The 16464-nt window shown below is 35.4% G+C and carries 12 protein-coding genes and 2 tRNA genes; 11 read left to right on the forward strand and 3 right to left on the reverse strand.

Annotated elements, in window-relative coordinates:
• Positions 1-3: 3 nt before the first annotated feature.
• Positions 4-1707: a glycoside hydrolase family 3 protein gene (locus F5ESL0260_RS03905; protein WP_122025942.1), complete on the reverse strand. Its 1704-nt coding sequence runs from the start codon at positions 1705-1707 to the stop codon at positions 4-6.
• 162 nt (positions 1708-1869) lie between these two features.
• Here F5ESL0260_RS03905 and F5ESL0260_RS03910 point away from each other — a divergent pair, with 162 nt between their 5' ends.
• The 4 genes from F5ESL0260_RS03910 (at position 1870) to F5ESL0260_RS03925 (ending at position 6763) form a co-directional block, all read left to right on the forward strand.
• A complete protein-coding gene (locus tag F5ESL0260_RS03910) occupies positions 1870-2880 on the forward strand; it encodes an AraC family transcriptional regulator (protein WP_046324690.1) in 1011 nt (336 codons plus the stop codon).
• Between the two features lie 236 nt (positions 2881-3116).
• Positions 3117-4319, forward strand: coding sequence for an MFS transporter (locus F5ESL0260_RS03915; RefSeq protein WP_122025943.1), 1203 nt, complete (start codon positions 3117-3119; stop codon positions 4317-4319).
• A gap of 1 nt (position 4320) precedes the next feature.
• Complete coding sequence (locus tag F5ESL0260_RS03920) at positions 4321-5289, forward strand: alpha/beta hydrolase (protein ID WP_122025944.1); 969 nt, start codon at positions 4321-4323, stop codon at positions 5287-5289.
• Between the two features lies 1 nt (position 5290).
• Positions 5291-6763 carry a beta-xylosidase gene (locus F5ESL0260_RS03925; protein WP_122025945.1) on the forward strand — a complete coding sequence of 491 codons (1473 nt, stop codon included), beginning with the start codon at positions 5291-5293 and terminating at the stop codon, positions 6761-6763.
• A gap of 126 nt (positions 6764-6889) precedes the next feature.
• On the opposite strand, the gene F5ESL0260_RS03930 is transcribed toward F5ESL0260_RS03925, so the two are convergent.
• On the reverse strand, positions 6890-7993 hold the full coding sequence (locus F5ESL0260_RS03930; protein WP_147444116.1) for a helix-turn-helix domain-containing protein: 1104 nt from the start codon (positions 7991-7993) through the stop codon (positions 6890-6892).
• A 105-nt stretch (positions 7994-8098) separates the two neighbouring features.
• On the opposite strand from F5ESL0260_RS03930, the gene F5ESL0260_RS03935 reads away from it, so the two are divergent.
• From F5ESL0260_RS03935 to F5ESL0260_RS09490, 5 genes are all read left to right on the forward strand, one after another.
• The gene (locus F5ESL0260_RS03935; protein ID WP_122025947.1) at positions 8099-10492 is read left to right on the forward strand and encodes a DUF4982 domain-containing protein; all 2394 of its coding nucleotides are present in this window, start codon (positions 8099-8101) and stop codon (positions 10490-10492) included.
• A 19-nt stretch (positions 10493-10511) separates the two neighbouring features.
• Entirely contained in the window at positions 10512-11711 is a 1200-nt protein-coding gene (locus F5ESL0260_RS03940) for an MFS transporter (RefSeq protein ID WP_122025948.1), read from the forward strand.
• 1 nt (position 11712) lies between these two features.
• Positions 11713-12675 (forward strand): alpha/beta hydrolase, encoded by a 963-nt coding sequence (locus F5ESL0260_RS03945; protein ID WP_158593811.1) that lies wholly within the window; start codon positions 11713-11715, stop codon positions 12673-12675.
• A 1-nt stretch (position 12676) separates the two neighbouring features.
• Positions 12677-14143, forward strand: coding sequence for a hypothetical protein (locus tag F5ESL0260_RS03950; RefSeq protein WP_199700505.1), 1467 nt, complete (start codon positions 12677-12679; stop codon positions 14141-14143).
• Between the two features lie 283 nt (positions 14144-14426).
• Positions 14427-14603 carry a hypothetical protein gene (locus F5ESL0260_RS09490; RefSeq protein WP_167334237.1) on the forward strand — a complete coding sequence of 59 codons (177 nt, stop codon included), beginning with the start codon at positions 14427-14429 and terminating at the stop codon, positions 14601-14603.
• Positions 14604-14631: 28 nt separating this feature from the next.
• Here F5ESL0260_RS09490 and F5ESL0260_RS03955 read toward each other — a convergent pair whose 3' ends face one another.
• A complete protein-coding gene (locus F5ESL0260_RS03955) occupies positions 14632-15642 on the reverse strand; it encodes a serine hydrolase (RefSeq protein WP_122025951.1) in 1011 nt (336 codons plus the stop codon).
• A 198-nt stretch (positions 15643-15840) separates the two neighbouring features.
• Here F5ESL0260_RS03955 and F5ESL0260_RS03960 point away from each other — a divergent pair.
• Positions 15841-15912: transfer RNA gene (locus F5ESL0260_RS03960), tRNA-Glu, on the forward strand.
• Between the two features lie 8 nt (positions 15913-15920).
• Positions 15921-15992 (forward strand) — tRNA-Gln (locus tag F5ESL0260_RS03965).
• The last annotated feature ends 472 nt before the right edge of the window (positions 15993-16464 follow it).

The following is a 16464-nucleotide window of genomic DNA, read 5'->3' on the forward strand; positions in this document are numbered from 1 at the left end:
TCCTTATAAACGAGTTTCAAAACGACCACAAAATGGATCTACAGGACTATGTCCACTAAATTTATCATTTCCCATCATTTTTTCCAGAAGAGCATCAATTGTGACATCATTGCCTGTATAAGCATTAATATAAGTTGAAACCATTGGAATATCGAATAGGTGATAGGGATTACAAGTGGAAACAAAAACAGTAGGGATGTCCTTCATAAACCACGGAGCGTCTGCTGCCATTAGATGAATCCAATCAAGTCTTGTTGTCGTTTGATTACTTGCCGTTTCAACGTTAGCAACATAAAATGCCAGGTCAAATTGATCTTTTTCATATTGCACTCCACCTTCGAAAACCTCTTTAAAATTAAGATTTTTCCGATCAAAAACTGTAACTTTAAATCCCTTTTCTGTCAGTTTCTCTTTAAATTTTTCGGTTACTTTACCGCCTTCCTTAAAACCACCATCGTCTGTATCACCTAAAACGACTAAACGAACACGAGGATATTTTTCTGGTGTAATCGGTAGCAGTTTGTCACGATCTTTAACTAAAGTAACAGATTCTTGTGCTACTTTGGCGGCCAGTTTTTCGTGTTCAGCTAACTTTAAATTAATTTCTTGCGATGCGGGTTCGCAAAGATTATTTTCTGTATTCATTACGCCTTGTGCAATTTTAGTTGCAATTATTCTGGTAACAGCTTCGTTTACTCTTGCCATAGAAATCTTGCCACTTTTGACTGCGTCAGTCACAAATTGATAGTCTTCATCGATATCCTTGTTAAATAAGATCATATCGACACCCGCATTAATGGTTGCAGGTAAGGCTTCTGAACGTGGCAAAATTGCATTGTATCCGATCATTGGTGTGGCATCAGTTATTGTGAGTCCATTAAAATGCAAAACGGAGCGTAAAAGGCCATCAATTAGCAATTTAGAAGTAGATGCAGGACGTAAATCCTTATCTTCAATACCAGGTTGTAAGCGACGTTCCCAAGCTGGTTGCATAATGTGGGCAATCATGACAGCAGGCAGACCATTTTGAATTAAATGATGATAAATTTGCCCGTAAGATTCCATCCATTTGTCAGCAGGCAAGGAGTTAATTGAGCTCAAGAGGTGTTGGTCGCGTTCATCAACGCCGTCTCCAGGGAAGTGTTTAGCTACCGGAATAACATGATTAGCTTTAAGACCTTTGATTTGTGAATCAGACATTCTGATGACACGCTCTTCGCTACTACCAAATGTGCGCACATTCATGATCGGGTTGCGGAAGTTTTGGTCTAAATCAACAATTGGTGCAAAAGACATGTTGCCGCCAACTTGTTTTGCTTCATAGCCTGATACATCACCCAAATTATATGCATTCTGTTCATCATCCGTAGCGGCAACCTGTAAGGGTCTGCCAAACCATGTGCCTTCAGTTAATAAACCATTGCCGCCAGCTTCTAAATTAGCAGCAATGAACAGGGGAGTTGCACTTGCTTTTTGAGATACTGCTATTTCATGTTGCAATTTTTGGGCTTTATCAGGCCGGTACATGATGCCACCTGGTTGATATTTTTTAACAAACTCTGTTAAGTCAGTGTTGTCTTCATCCTCACCAATTACAAAGAAAAGTTGTCCTATTTTAGCAGAAAGTGGCATATTTTCCACTTTGTTTTTGACAAAATCAATTTCTGCGCTTGATAAGTTATAAGGCTTTTTTGTTAGATCTGTCATTATTTTCCTCCATGTGCTATAAATATATTGATTCGAAAACAAGTTTATTGTAGCTTAATGGTAGCGCTATCGCTATTGTCAAAAGTCATGTGTAGTATGTCGATTTCACAGGTTTTATTTATTATTCTTAAAAATATTTAGATTCTACGAGGAGAAAATAAATTGAAAGAAGAAATTCTGCAGCTACTTCGAAGTAGAAATATGCCCAGAGAATGGGAAGATGTTATAGCAACGATTGCCAAAAACGGTAATCTTACCAAAGAGATAGGAAGGATAGGTAAAGAGCCAGTATATCGTTTTTTTGAAACTTATACAGACGACCTTGTTTTGAACAATAGTTCAATTTCAATTACGGTTCAACCGACAAAATCATTTATTCCTTACCACATTCATAATTATGTAGAAATTATGATTCCACTGGTAGAAGACTGTTTCGTTTACGTCGAGCGAACAAAGATTAAAGTTAAACAAAATAATCTTATTTTTATGGGGAATAAAACTGTTCATAAAGTTAGTCCAATCAGCTCAAAAGGAGTAGTTGTCAATATTGCTTTACGCAGTTCCGCCTTTTCACTTAATGACCTTGATTTTTTACATCACAAGAAAAACGGCACCAATATTTCTAATATTTTATTTTCGCTTCTTTCTGATGAGGAATATGGTGAAGGACGGTATAATCTGTTTGATATAAAAGAAAATTCTAAAATTGTTGCTCTTATTTACGATTTGATTTATGAATATTATCATCCTGATAGCCAGTCTAACCAGTTGATCAGATTGGAGATGCTGACTCTGTTTTCGCGTTTAATTCGCCAAGCAAATTATTCTGGAAACGTCGTGAAAGAAATTCGCAAGCAAAAAACAAACTTACTTTCTTTATTACTTTATATTGAAAAAAATTACGCTAAAATCACCTTGCAAGAAATGGCCAACTATTTTGGCTTTAATCCGAATTATTTGTCCGACTTTTTAAAAAAGCACACAGGGAAGACCTTTATCCAACTCGTTCATTTACAAAGAGTTAATGTGGCAGCAGAATATTTATCATATACAGTTGCCCCAATTGATCGTATTGCTAATAAAGTTGGTTACGAAAACCCATCTTATTTTTATAAAATTTTTAAAAAATATTTTGGAATTTCGCCAGCAGAGTATCGGCAGAAAAATAGCTAGTAAATTATTGTAAAAGTTATGATTTGCAATTACTAACTGAAGTGAGTTTAAATCAGACTAAAAATCCGCTAAAATGGCTTTTTATAGGGCTGTTTTGTCGGATTTTTTATTTCTTTTTTTTAAAAAAAACTGGGAAATGAATATAATTTCCCTGTTTTTTGACTATGGTTATCGCAAAAATTCACTAATATACTTTAAGCTGAAGAATGAAAGCGAATCCATAGGAGGAGAAGAAAATGACTAAAAAACAAATTTTTAAAGTAATAGGTATTTTGAGTATGAATCTGCTTTTAATGTTGAGTACTGCTGTTACTTCAGCGATAGCAGCAATAGCAAGATCATTTCCGAACGAACCTATTTCTAAAGTACAATTATTAGGATCCATTTCAAATCTTGGAGGAATTATAGCAACTGCTCTTTTTGCTTATTTAACCTTTAAAATGACCAGAAAAAATCTGGGCTTAATGGCCATTTTATTTGTGGCAATTGGTGGTCTGATACCAGCAATCTACAGTAATAGTCTTAACTTGATTTTGGCTTGCATGGTCCTGGTTGGATTTGGTACTGGTACCATTACTAACGTTGTTCCAGTTTTATTACAAGAAAATTTTGAAGGTGAAGCCCGTGCCACTGCAATGGGTTGGGGTTCCGGAGTTACCAATGTTGGTATGATGATTTTTACCGCCCTAGGCGGGGTTCTCGGTGGAAGCAACTGGCGCAACTTATTCTGGATCTATGGTCTAGGTTTAGTAGTTTTTGCTTTGGCGCTGTTTTTAATTCCGCAAGATCAAAAGCTCACTAACAGCAATAAAAATAGTAGAAATGGTCAAAAGGTCGGTTTTTGGTCCTTATTAAAGCACCTTAAAGGCTCTGTGTATGTTTTATATTTAATTAATTTTATGCTTTCACTAGCAATGATGACCTTTCTATCTAATCAGTCTATTGTCCTGGCAGCACAAAATAAAGGTACAGCTTATGTTGCTATGGTAACTTCCTTAGGAAACATAGGAGGAATTATTACTGCAGCGTTTTTAACTTATATTAGAAAATTTACTAAAAGCGATACTATTGCTTATGGTTTTATCGCATTTGCTCTATCTTTCATCTGTATCATGTTCTCGTCTAACGTTGTTTTACACATCATTGGTAATGCCTTTTCAGGTATGGGGATTGTATTAGTTGGTGCTACTGCCCCATATGAAATGTCAATCTTAACTGATCAAAAACAATTTCCACTAGCAGTTTCAATCAATACCTTACTTGGTTCCGTAGCTGGAATGATTGTACCAATGTTACTAGCAGCCGTAAAGATTGCACCGGGACGTGATTCATTTATAGCAGGAATCGTTATCTCAATTGCTACAGCTATTGTGTTGTTTATTACTAGATTCGGTAGTCGTGTAGAAAAACAACAGAATAAAGTTAAAGGGGAAAATTAAAATGGACATCCAAAAAATCTATTTAGATAAAGAAAGCGAATCTGCAACGCTTACAACGTATGTTTTGGATGATTCAACAGAAACTTTAAAAGGTGAAGCTAGACCAGCAGTCATAATTTGCCCTGGTGGAGGCTACTTCAGTTGCTCGGACCGTGAAGCTGAACCCGTAGCTCTATATTTTGCCTCTATTGGCTATCATGCTTTTGTTTTAAGATATACTACATACTACACACGTACATTAGAAATGCCAGACTTGTCTAAGCCCTTACCCAAGAAGGAGAAAAAGATTTATCCTAAACAGATAAGAGAACTTGGTCAGGCCATGTTATTAATCAGAAAAAATGCTTCAAAGTGGCACGTTGATACCGAAAGAATTGGTGTATGCGGTTTTTCAGCTGGCGGACATGTTGCCGCTCTTTATTCCACAGAATTTAATGAACCAGTTCTTACAGATTATTTAGGCGTAGACAAAAATGATTTACGGCCAGCTTTTGCCATTCTTGGTTATGCCATCACTGATTATCATCTTTTAGATGCCGATCTTGAAAAGAAAAAGAATAATCCTATGGATTACCACTTTATGAAAGCTTCAAATGTTGCCACATGTGGTACAGAGAGGCCGGATAAAAACTTCGAAACAAAAATGAGTGCTGTAGATCATGTAGACAATGATACACCACCATTCTTCATATGGACTACTGCAACAGACCCTTTGGTTAATCCGCTTCACTCACTGGAACTGGCTTCTGTTTTAGCCCAAAATAATATCTCGTATGAAATTCATGTTTTTGATCGAGGTACCCATGGTCTAAGTTTGGCTTCACAAGCTGCTGCTGGTTCTAAAGCTCAAATTTCTCCTGTTGTTAATCAGTGGACCAATTTATGTGCCAAGTGGTTAGAAAATAATTTTGCTCTTAAACTGCCTGCAGTCAGTGATTTTGAAAAAATGAAAGGAGAAGGAAAAAATTAGAATGCTAGATTTTAAAGTAAATTCAAGTATAAAAACACCGTTTCCACACTATTGGGAAATGTGTGTTGGTAGCAGTCACGCTTATACTGCTTTGAGAGCTGACTATCAAGAGCAATTAACAAAAGCACATGATGAACTAGGAATAAAATATGTTCGTTTTCATGGTTTGTTCGATGATGAAATGAGTGTCTGCATTGAGAACTTTGATTTTACGGGCAAATCACAAGGCATCACCTATAATTTTGTTAATATCGATAAAATATATGATTTTTTACTAAAAATAGGGATGAAGCCTTTTATTGAATTAGGTTTCATGCCAAGTTGTTTAGCTTCAAAAAAGAATAAAATTTTTCCTTATGGCGGCAATAATTCCATGCCTAAATCCGATAAGGCATGGGAGAATCTAATTACTAAATTTATCAAGCATATTATTAACCGCTATGGTAAAGATGAAGTAGAATCATGGTATTTTGAAGTTTGGAATGAGCCAAATTTGCCACTATTTTTCTCTGGTACACAGGATGATTATTTTCACTTGTATGAAATCACTGTAAAAACAGCTAAGAAAATTGATCAGAAATTACGTTTTGGTGGACCTGCCACATCTTATAATTCTTGGATTCCAGACATGGTAAACTTTTGCCAACAAAATAATTTGCCTTTAGATTTTATTTCAACTCATCATTATCCTACTGACGATCCATTATGGAAGAGTGGCATGGATATTGAAGAATTTTTCAAGAAAACTAAAGGAAAACAAACTGATTATCACCGTGGCATCCTCAAAGAAATGACTAGTAAAACTAGGAAAGAAGCAGCTGAATACCCATTGTTTTATACTGAATGGAACGTTTCAGCTATGCTAGGTGATGCTATTCATGATGAACCATATGCAGCAGCAATGGTTGCCAAAACTTTGGCAGATAATGACGGTTTGGTGGATTGTTATTCATACTGGACTTTCTCTGACATTTTTGAAGAAGAATCCCAAAAACCAGGTGTATTTCACGGCGGCTTTGGTCTGCAAACAGTGGACGGCATTGAAAAACCAGTTTATCGCTTGTTTGAGTTTTTCCATAATCTTGGTAATCAACGAATTAAAGTTGAAGATAACAATAATAGTACTGCAGAAATTTTAGCTGTTCAAAAAGGTAAAGATTTACAAATAGTTGCCTACAACCATAACGTACCGAGTTGCAAAATTAAAACGGAACAATTAACTATTGATCTTGACCACGAGTTTAATGGAAACTGTGAAATTAAAAGAATTGATAAAAATCATGCTAACCCTAAGAAATTGTGGCAGGAGATGGGAGAACCAACTTATGTTGACAAAGAACAACTAGCAAAATTGCGTTCTGCTTCTCAACTTGTCTTAGAACAATTGGCAATAAAAAAGGGTAAGATAAATTTGGAGTTAATACCGCAATCATGTGCGCTGATCACTATTTCAAATTATTTTGGTCAAGAGTAGACTAGCATGAAAATTAAATACTTGAAATAACTTAAAACCAACTTTGAACTTTATGTCGAGGTTGGTTTTTGTATCATAAATTAATTGCGAAAAACTTGATTACAACTTGAGTATCACATATTAAAACTATTCAGATTTTTTGCGATATGCGCTGGGTGTGAGGTGGAGTATAGTTTGAAAACTTCTTTCAAAGCTGTTGACTGAACTGTAGCCAACTTGTTCGCTGATGCTATTGATACTGTCATCCGTATATTTCAGTAAATTGCAGCTTTTTTGTATGCGATAGTAGTTGCGTAAATAGTTAAAAGAATGTCCTGTCTTTTTAGAAATCAACTTTCCCAAATACGCTTTATCATAATTATATTGCCCAGCCAAATCTTTTAACTTAGCAGTATCACAGTTAACTTTAATAGTATTAATGATTTTGGCAAATCTATTGGTCAGATTATTATCGTAAGTTTTAAAATTATTTGATTCGCTTAAACCGCGTAGAGCATAGGATAATAAAATAGAAATATAGTCACAACAAATCGCGTTTGATTGTGGTAAGGAAGAATAGGATTCAATGAATATATTTTTGATTATTTCTAAAAGTTTCTCTGTGATTTGAACGTTAAATGTTAAATAGTTTTCGGTAGAACTATAGAGACATTTGTTAAAAAAATCAGCCAGTATGTTATCAGCTTTTATTAAGTTAAAAAAAGAATTATCAAAAGTACTTTTCTTCATCACAATACAGATAACGATACTACTCTCAATGACTTCTATTTTATGAGAAGTACCAGGTGAAATTATTACTAGGTCACCTTTGTGTAAGGTAGAGACTGAATTATCGGTAAAAAACTTAGTTTCTCCGTCTAATACTAAGTCTATTTCAAAATAGTCGTGTTTATGATAATGAACTAATTCATTTTGAAACTGCAGTAAAATTTTGGCATCTTTTTCTTCAAACATGAAATAAGACTCTGACACGTTTTTATATAGCTGTTGGGGTTTTTGGATAATGGCTGTTACGTCAACATGTAAATTTTGCAAACATTGATAGAGTGAAAAAATATCATGAGACTTGTTTAAAGAATTTGGAGTTTTAGGCAATTCATACGAATAATTACTTTTTTGATATAAATGCAAAATTGCATCCAGTAAAGAAATTTTTTGATGTCTTTTAAAAAAACAAAATGACAAGTACTTTTGAATTGCCTTGTAAGACATATAAATTCGACGATTCACTTTTTCTCCTAACACTAATTTTGTTAAATTTAGCACTAAAAAGTATATCTGGTTAGTCTATGAAAGCGCTTATAATTGCATTGGAAAGTAAAAATGGAGGCAAATATGAACGAATCTATTTCTTTAAATTATAACTGGAAATTTCACTTTGGTGAAATCCAAGAGCCAAAATTATTAGCAAAAAAATCTTATGCTTTTGGTGGGTTAACCGCTCCGCTTGAAAATGAAACTGGCAATATTTTGCCTGTTGGTCCAGGCGGTGTCCATTTCCTGAATTTAATATCTAATGGTGATGCCAATAAGGGCTTACAAAATTTAGCAGGTACAGATTTTGTTCACTCTCTAGATAAAAATTGGCAATCAATAAACATACCTGATGATTGGAAGAGACGTGAGGCGTATCGAAATGATTCAAATACATTGATGACGGGCTCTAAGCTTGACGGAATAGCCTATTACCGCAAAACTTTTAAACTTTCAACAACTTCACCGGAAGATAAAGAGTATCTGTTACATTTTGATGGCATTATGGGGTCAAGTGACATTTGGTTTAATGGTTGTTATTTGGGACACAATGACAGTGGCTATGTAGATATAGACTATGACATTTCGTCAATAATTAGATTCGCTAGCGATGGGAACAATGTTATTCTTGTGCGCACCGATACAACAACTGGCTCAGAAGGGTGGTGGTATGAAGGAGCCGGAATTTATAAGAATGTTTGGCTTGAAGTCAGAGATTTAGTCCATTTAGAAAGCGATGAGTTCTACTTTAGGACAACGGAAATAAATGCTCAAAATGCCAAAATGTTGGTCAGCTTTGCTGTCAAAAATGATTTGAATCACCCTGTTTCTGTCACGCCAAAACTCACAATTAATCAAACGAATCAAGTTGATTTTGCGGCTGTGATGATACAGTCTCAGTCGGTTAGACGGTTTAATAAATCATTTGAGATAAAAGAACCAAAATTATGGTCGCCTGAGCATCCTAATTTATACCAAGCAAGATTGGAAATTGAAAATGATTCGGTAGAACAAACTTTTGGTATTAAAACAGTCAGCTATGATGTTAATGGTTTTCATTTAAATGGCAAGCTTTATCTGTTGAAGGGTGTATGTGAGCATCAGGATTTTGGTGGAGTTGGCGTTGCTTTGAACCAAGATATTATTGATTTTAAAGTCAAAAGGCTAAAGGAAATGGGCGTTAATGCACTTAGAAGTTCACACCACTTTGCTTCAAAAGAGCTATTAAACGCTTGTGATCGTTTGGGATTGATTTTAATTGATGAAAACCGTCTTTTAGAGGCTACACCGTGGCGATTAAGAAATTTGACTAAAATGATAAAGAAGAGTCGGTCCCATGTGTGTATCGCATTTTGGTCAATTGCCAATGAAGAGATTATCGGCAATACAGAATATGGTTGTCGTTCAGTAAAAAAGATTACAGGAATTATCCGTAATTTATCTCCTGATACATTATTAATTTCTGCTGAATTGTTAAATCCTGAAGGTAAAGTAAATGACGATTATATCAAGTACTTTGATATTCTGGGAGTCAATTATCCTGAAGCAGGTGTAATGGGTGAAGGAGCAGAATTCATTCATAAAAGTCATCCGACCCTACCAATGATGTGCACAGAAAATGCATCATATTTTTCAACACGTGGTATTTACAAAGATGACGCTGAAAACTGTCATACTAATAATTTTGGCTCTTTATTTTCAATGGTTTTACCAGGGAAAAGGAAGCCGGAAGATCCGGGAGTAGGAGGGACTGCACGCCCTGAAACTGTGATGTCTTACCTACATGAACATAAATATATGGGTGGTGTATTTTTATGGACTGCTTTTGATTATTATGGTGAACCATCACCATTTGGCTGGCCTGGTATTAGTTCTCAGTTTGGGATTATGGATTTAGGTGGCTTGCCTAAGGACTATTTCTACTATTATCAGGCTCAGTGGCAAGATCAGCCGGTACTTCATCTCATGCCTTCTTGGAATAAAACTGATTTAACAATTGAAAATGGTCAAACTAAGGTCAGAGTCTTTTCAAACTTGGATGAGGTGGAATTATTTGTCAATCATAAAAGTTTAGGCAAAAAAGCAGTTAAAAACTATGAATGTAATTGGCAGGTTAAATATGAACCAGGAGAACTTTTAGCTAAAGGATACGTGAAAGATAAAGTTGTGCTAGAAGATAAAAAGGAAACCAGTGGCAAAATAACTAAAGTAAATACTGCTATTTTGTACCAGGGCAAAAACTTTACTTTATTTGAGTTAAAGGCAATTGATGGACAAAATAACTTTGTGCCTGATGATAATAGTTCGTTGCAAATTAAAGCAAATAATGGTCAGATTATCGGATTGACTAATGGCGATCCTTCTGATATCAGCAAATATTCTTTAAGTAAAATTAAGCTTTTTTCTGGTAAAGCAGTTGTAATTGTAAAACACGAAGAAAGTGTTTTGCCTAAACTTAATGTGGATTTTGACTAAGAAACGAAGGTGACTTTTTATGACTAAAAAACAAATTTCGAAGGCAATAGGTATTTTGAGTATGAACTTACTCTTGATGTTGGGAACTGCCGTTACTTCAGCGATTGTGGCAATAGCACGATCCTTTCCTAAAGAACCAATTTCTAAAGTCCAGCTGCTAGGTTCTATACCACAACTTGGTCAAATTATCTCTACAATATTTTTTGCATATTTAACTTTTAAAATGACTAGGAAGAATTTGGGCTTAATGGCGATTTTATTTGTGGCAATTGGTGGTCTAATACCGGCAATCTACAGTAACAGTCTTAACTTGATTTTAGCCTGCATGGTATTGGTCGGCTTTGGTACTGGCACCATTACCAATGTTGTTCCGGTTTTATTGCAAGAAAATTTTGAAGGTGAAGCTCGCGCCGCTACCATGGGTTGGGCTACCGGTGTTACTAACGTTGGTATGATGATTTTTACCGCCTTGGGTGGCATTTTGGGTAATAGCAACTGGCGCAATTTATTCTGGATTTATGGTCTAGGTTTAGTAGTTTTTGCTTTGGCCCTAGTGTTAATTCCCCAAGACCAAAGACTCTCGAATGATAATAAAAACAATAAAGACAGTAAAAAACTTGGCTTTTGGACTTTATTAAAGCACTTTAACGGCTATGTTTACATTTTGTATTTGATTAATTTTATGCTTTCACTGGCAATGATGACTTTTTTATCTAATCAGTCTATTGTTTTGGCAACTCAAAACAAGGGAACTGCTTATGTAGCGATGGTCACGGCGCTAGGTAATATTGGTGGCATCTTAACTGCCGCATTTTTAACTTATATTAGAAAATTCACCAAAAAAGATACTATTGCCTGGGGCTTTATCGCATTTGCTTTATCTTTTATCTGCATCGTGTTCTCGTCTAATGTTGTTTTGCACATCATTGGCAACGCTTTTTCAGGTATGGGCATCGTGTTAGTTAATGCCACAGCCCCTTATGAAATGTCAATTTTAACTGATCAAAAGCAGTTTCCATTAGCAGTTTCAATTAATACTTTAATTGGTTCCGTAGCTGGCATGATTGTGCCAATGTTACTAGCAGCCGTAAAGATTGCACCAGGACACGATTCATTTATGGCTGGCATAGCTGTCTCAGTTGTAACTGCAGGTGTCTTGTTTATCACCAGATTCGGTAGCCGAGTAGAAAAACAAAATAATGAAAAAAGAGAAGATTAAAATGAAAATCAAAAAAATATTTTTAGGTAAAGAAAATCAATCTGCATCGCTGACAACCTATGTTTTGGACGACTCAATAGAAGCTTTGAATGGCAAGAATAGACCAGCAGTCATAATTTGCCCTGGTGGAGGCTTCTTCACTTGCTCGGACCGCGAAGCTGAACCAATTGCCATGTATTTTGCTTCGCTTGGCTATCACGCTTTTGTTTTAAGATATACTACATACTTCTCAGATACATTAGAAATGTCAGATTTGTTAAAGACTTTGCCCAAGAAGGAAAATACGATTTATCCTAAACAGATAAGAGAACTTGGTCAGGCCATGTTATTAATCAGAAAAAATGCTTCAAAATGGCACATTGATACTGAAAGCATTGGAGTATGTGGCTTTTCAGCTGGCGGACATGTTGCCGCTCTTTATTCCACAGAATTTAATGAGCCGGTTGTAACAGATTATTTAGGCGTAGACAAAAATGATTTACGGCCAGCCTTTGCTATTCTTGGTTATGCCATCACTGATTATCATCTTTTAGATGCCGATCTTGAAAAGAGGAAAAATAATCCTATGGACTACCACTTTATGACAGCTTCAAACATTGTTACATGTGGTACAGAAGTTCCAGATAGAGAGCTTGAAACCAAACTTAGCCCAGTTGATCATGTTGATAGTGATACACCGCCATTTTTCATATGGACAACTGCAACTGACCCCTTGGTTAATCCGCTTCACTCATTGGAACTGGCTTCCGTTTTAGCCCAAAATAATATTTCGTATGAAATTCATATTTTTGACCAAGGTACTCATGGTCTAAGCTTAGCTTCACAAGCTGCTGCTGGTTCTAAAGCTCAAATTTCTCCCGTTGTTAATCAATGGACCAATTTATGTGCCAAGTGGTTAGAAAACAATTTTGCTCTTAAACTGCCTGCAGTCAGTGATTTTGAAAAAATGAAAGGAAAAAATTAGAATGTTAGATTTTAAAATAAATTCAAGTAAAAAAACATCGTTTCCACACTATTGGGAAATGTGTGTTGGTAGTAGTCATGCTTATACTGCTTTGAGAGCAGATTATCAAGAGCAATTAACAAAAGTACACCAGGATATGGGTATCAAATTTGTCCGTTTTCATGGCTTATTTGACGATGAGATGAGTGTTTGCATTGAAAACTTTGATTTTACGGGCAAATCACAAGGCATCACCTATAATTTTGTTAATATCGATAAAATATATGATTTTTTACTAAAAATAGGAATGAAACCTTTTGTAGAATTAAGCTTTATGCCAAGTTGTTTAGCTTCACAAAAAAATCAAATTTTTCCTTATGGTGGTAATAATTCCATGCCTAAATCCGATAAGGCATGGGAAGAACTAATTTCTAAATTTATCAAGCATATTATTAACCGCTATGGTAAAGATGAAGTAGAATCATGGTATTTTGAAGTTTGGAATGAGCCAAATTTATCGCGCTTTTTCTCAGGTACCAAAGAAGATTACTTCCACTTGTATGAAATAACAGTAAGAACTGCTAAGAAGATTGATGAAAAGCTCCGCTTTGGTGGTCCAGCTACATCTTACAATTCCTGGATACCAGATATGATAGACTTTTGTCAGAAAAATAATTTACCGCTGGACTTTATTTCAACACATCATTATCCAACAGATGATCCGTTGTGGGAAAGTGGCATGGATATTGACGAATTCTTTAAAAAGACTAATGGAGTTCCACAAGATTATCCTCGAGGAATACTTAAAGTTATGACTTCGAAGACAAGAGAAGAAGCTCAAAACTACCCACTATTTTATACGGAGTGGAGCGTTTCAGCGATGGTTGGAGACTCCGCTCATGATACTCCTTATGGAGCAGCAATGGTTGCCAAAACTCTGGCTGATAATGATGGACTAGTTGAAGGTTATGATTATTGGGCATTTTCAGACATTTTTGAAGAAGAATCCCAAAAACCAGGAGTCTTTCACGGTGGCTTTGGTTTGCAAACAGTGGATGGCATTGAAAAACCAGTTTATAGATTATTTGAAATATTCCATAATCTCGGTAATCAAAGAATAAAAGTTGAAGATAATAATAATGCTACTGCAGAAATTTTAGCTGTTCAAAAAGGTAAAGATTTGCAAATCGTCGCATATAATCATAATGTGCCAAAAGAGCCAATAAAAACAGAACAATTGGAAATAAATCTGGACAAAACAATTAGTGGTACTTGTGAAATTAACAGAATTGATGAAAACCATGCTAATCCAAAGAAATTGTGGCAGAAGATGGGAGAACCAACCTATGTTAACAATGAGCAAGTTAAAGAATTGCGTGCTGCTTCACAATTAAAAGCGGAAAGCCTAAAAATGCAAGATGGCAAGATTAACTTGGAACTAATGCCACAATCATGTGCATTGATTACAATTTCTAATTATTTTGAATAACAAATAAAAGGACTTTAGAATTGTAATTTTAAAGTCCTTTTTGATAGTTAAAAAACCAATTAAATTACATAACTCACAAAAATGATCGAAAAGCTTTTTATCAAAAAATTTTTTGAAAAAAGTTCATTAATGCTTACGAATGTAAACATTTTGAATTAATAACAATTATGGCAGATCATAATGAAACTTGAGCTTTAATGTGATTAAATAACTTGAAATAACCCCCCTTTTTTTACGTTAAAAACGGTATAATTCTAAGTAAATTGAAGGGAGTTTTTTACAAATGATGTGTGATAACTTATTTTTTAAAGTTTTGTGGGTAGTAGTATACGCTATTACTGCTTACTTTACCTTTACAGGCAATATGATGATGGGAATGTACTGGATGGCTGGTGGCATGCTTGCTCAAGCAGTGGTAGATCTGGTTTATCATTTTTGGCCTAATCGTAAAAAGTGTTAAAAAACAGCTTCTATATGAAGCTGCTTTTTTAATGGTCGTTTTCTTTTAAAAAGCTTTGAATGATTCTTTCTCTCATTGTTAAGAAGACTTGATTATGGCCGGTAGGGTGTATGCGATTGGTCAAAAGAATTAAGCCAGATTTTTTAACTCTATCGAGAAGCATCAGAACTCCAGTAAATCCCGTATGAAGAATTAAGGGATAGTGCAACTCTGGATCAAAGCGTAGATCCCAACCCCATGAACGAGGCTTTAAGCCTTGGGGATTTTTATTTTCGAATAGCTTTGCGACTAAGTTTTGACTATAAGGCAATATACTTTTATCCAAGCCCAAGTACCCCTTACTTAATTTAACCAAATCGTTCATAGAAGAGAACAGACCGGCTGAGCCACAATCACTTCCTAATTGGCGTGCTTTGGGATCATGAGGAATTCCTTGTAAAACTCTTCCTTGATAAACTGCAGTGGGAACACATAAGTCTTTTTCGGGAGTAAAAGTCGTATTTTTGAGTCCAGCGGGCTCAATTATTATGTTCTGACCAACTTCTTGAACTGGTTTACCAAATATTTTTTTGATAACTAAACCTAAAAGAATAAAATTGGTATCTGCGTAACGCATTTTATGTTCAAATTCTTCTGTTACAGGCAAGTGGATGATAGCATCGATTAATTCCTCGCGAGATAATTGATCCCTATTTTTTATCCAGCCCCTTATTCCACTAGTGTGAGTTAGCAAATGAAAAAGACGTACGCGTTCATCTTTAAATTCAGGAATAAAGTCATGCAGTGGTTCAGTAAAATTGAGCTGTCCATTTTGATATAATTTAAGCAAAATATTTTCAGTGATAATCACTTTGGTCAGACTGGCTAAATCATAAATGGCAAACGGACTCAGTTGCGTCACCTTGGGGTAAGTACTCGCAAAGCCAACGGTTGAAGTAAAAACCTGTTCATCTTTAATAAAAGCATAATTCACACCCGGTACAATGCGCTCCGTGACCATTGATTCGATTAAGTTCTGGGTGTTTGAGTAGTCAATCATAAAAACTATCCTTTAGTAAAAGTATCTTACTCTATTATATACAATTCTCAAATTAATTTTGAGAATTTGTGGCTACTGGTAGTCAACTGAAAATGATGATGCGTTTGCCAAAAAAATAGTTCGATAATTTTTACCGCTAAAGCGTGAAAACTACTTGACATTGCGTGTATCTTCAAGCATAATAATTACTGTTGATTTTGCCCGCTGGTCAAATGGTTAAGACGCCACCCTCTCAAGGTGGAGTTACGAGTTCAATTCTCGTGCGGGTGATTTAACACTGGGATATAGCCAAATGGTAAGGCACAGGTTTCTGGTTCCTGCATGTTTCGGTTCGAGCCCGGATATCCCAATAAAAATAGCTCAACGGCAAGGCTTATGAGAGCTAAAAAACAAATTTGCCCATCATTTGCCATCAGAATTGTTACAAAACGCTAGATGAATTGGTCATCTAGCGTTTTTCCTTATCTCATGGTGTTTTAGTGTTTTATATCCAATATGTTTTTAGGTGATTCACTATTCATAGAAATAATCGACGAAAACTGGGTTTCTCTCAACATCTACTCTTGGGTATGTTAGTATTTTTGTTCCATAGAATATTGTTCAGATTCAGCCTTGGTATATTAAAAGCATTGTTTCCAATTTAGTAAAGCCGACCATTAGCGTCTAGACAATTAATTCTAGCAGATCATGATTTACCATGATTTTTGCTAACATATTTATTTCGCCTTTGATTTCTAGCTAAATAGGGTAAATTAGTTGCTTCGCTACTGCTTATCATAATTTAACTTTAGATTTGGTTTCCAGCGAGTTCTTAACCGCTTT

It is taken from the genome of Lactobacillus sp. ESL0260 (genome assembly GCF_003692935.1).
In the GTDB taxonomy this organism is placed as follows: domain Bacteria; phylum Bacillota; class Bacilli; order Lactobacillales; family Lactobacillaceae; genus Lactobacillus; species Lactobacillus melliventris.

Bases quoted from the DNA above. Each gene is read 5' to 3' on its own strand.
- F5ESL0260_RS03905 (WP_122025942.1), bottom strand. From the start codon at position 1,707: ATGACAGATCTAACAAAAAAGCCTTATAACTTATCAAGCGCAGAAATT.
- F5ESL0260_RS03915 (WP_122025943.1), top strand. From the start codon at position 3,117: ATGACTAAAAAACAAATTTTTAAAGTAATAGGTATTTTGAGTATGAAT.
- F5ESL0260_RS03920 (WP_122025944.1), top strand. From the start codon at position 4,321: ATGGACATCCAAAAAATCTATTTAGATAAAGAAAGCGAATCTGCAACG.
- F5ESL0260_RS03925 (WP_122025945.1), top strand. From the start codon at position 5,291: ATGCTAGATTTTAAAGTAAATTCAAGTATAAAAACACCGTTTCCACAC.
- F5ESL0260_RS03935 (WP_122025947.1), top strand. From the start codon at position 8,099: ATGAACGAATCTATTTCTTTAAATTATAACTGGAAATTTCACTTTGGT.
- F5ESL0260_RS03940 (WP_122025948.1), top strand. From the start codon at position 10,512: ATGACTAAAAAACAAATTTCGAAGGCAATAGGTATTTTGAGTATGAAC.
- F5ESL0260_RS03945 (WP_158593811.1), top strand. From the start codon at position 11,713: ATGAAAATCAAAAAAATATTTTTAGGTAAAGAAAATCAATCTGCATCG.
- F5ESL0260_RS03950 (WP_199700505.1), top strand. From the start codon at position 12,677: ATGTTAGATTTTAAAATAAATTCAAGTAAAAAAACATCGTTTCCACAC.
- F5ESL0260_RS09490 (WP_167334237.1), top strand. From the start codon at position 14,427: ATGATGTGTGATAACTTATTTTTTAAAGTTTTGTGGGTAGTAGTATAC.
- F5ESL0260_RS03955 (WP_122025951.1), bottom strand. From the start codon at position 15,642: ATGATTGACTACTCAAACACCCAGAACTTAATCGAATCAATGGTCACG.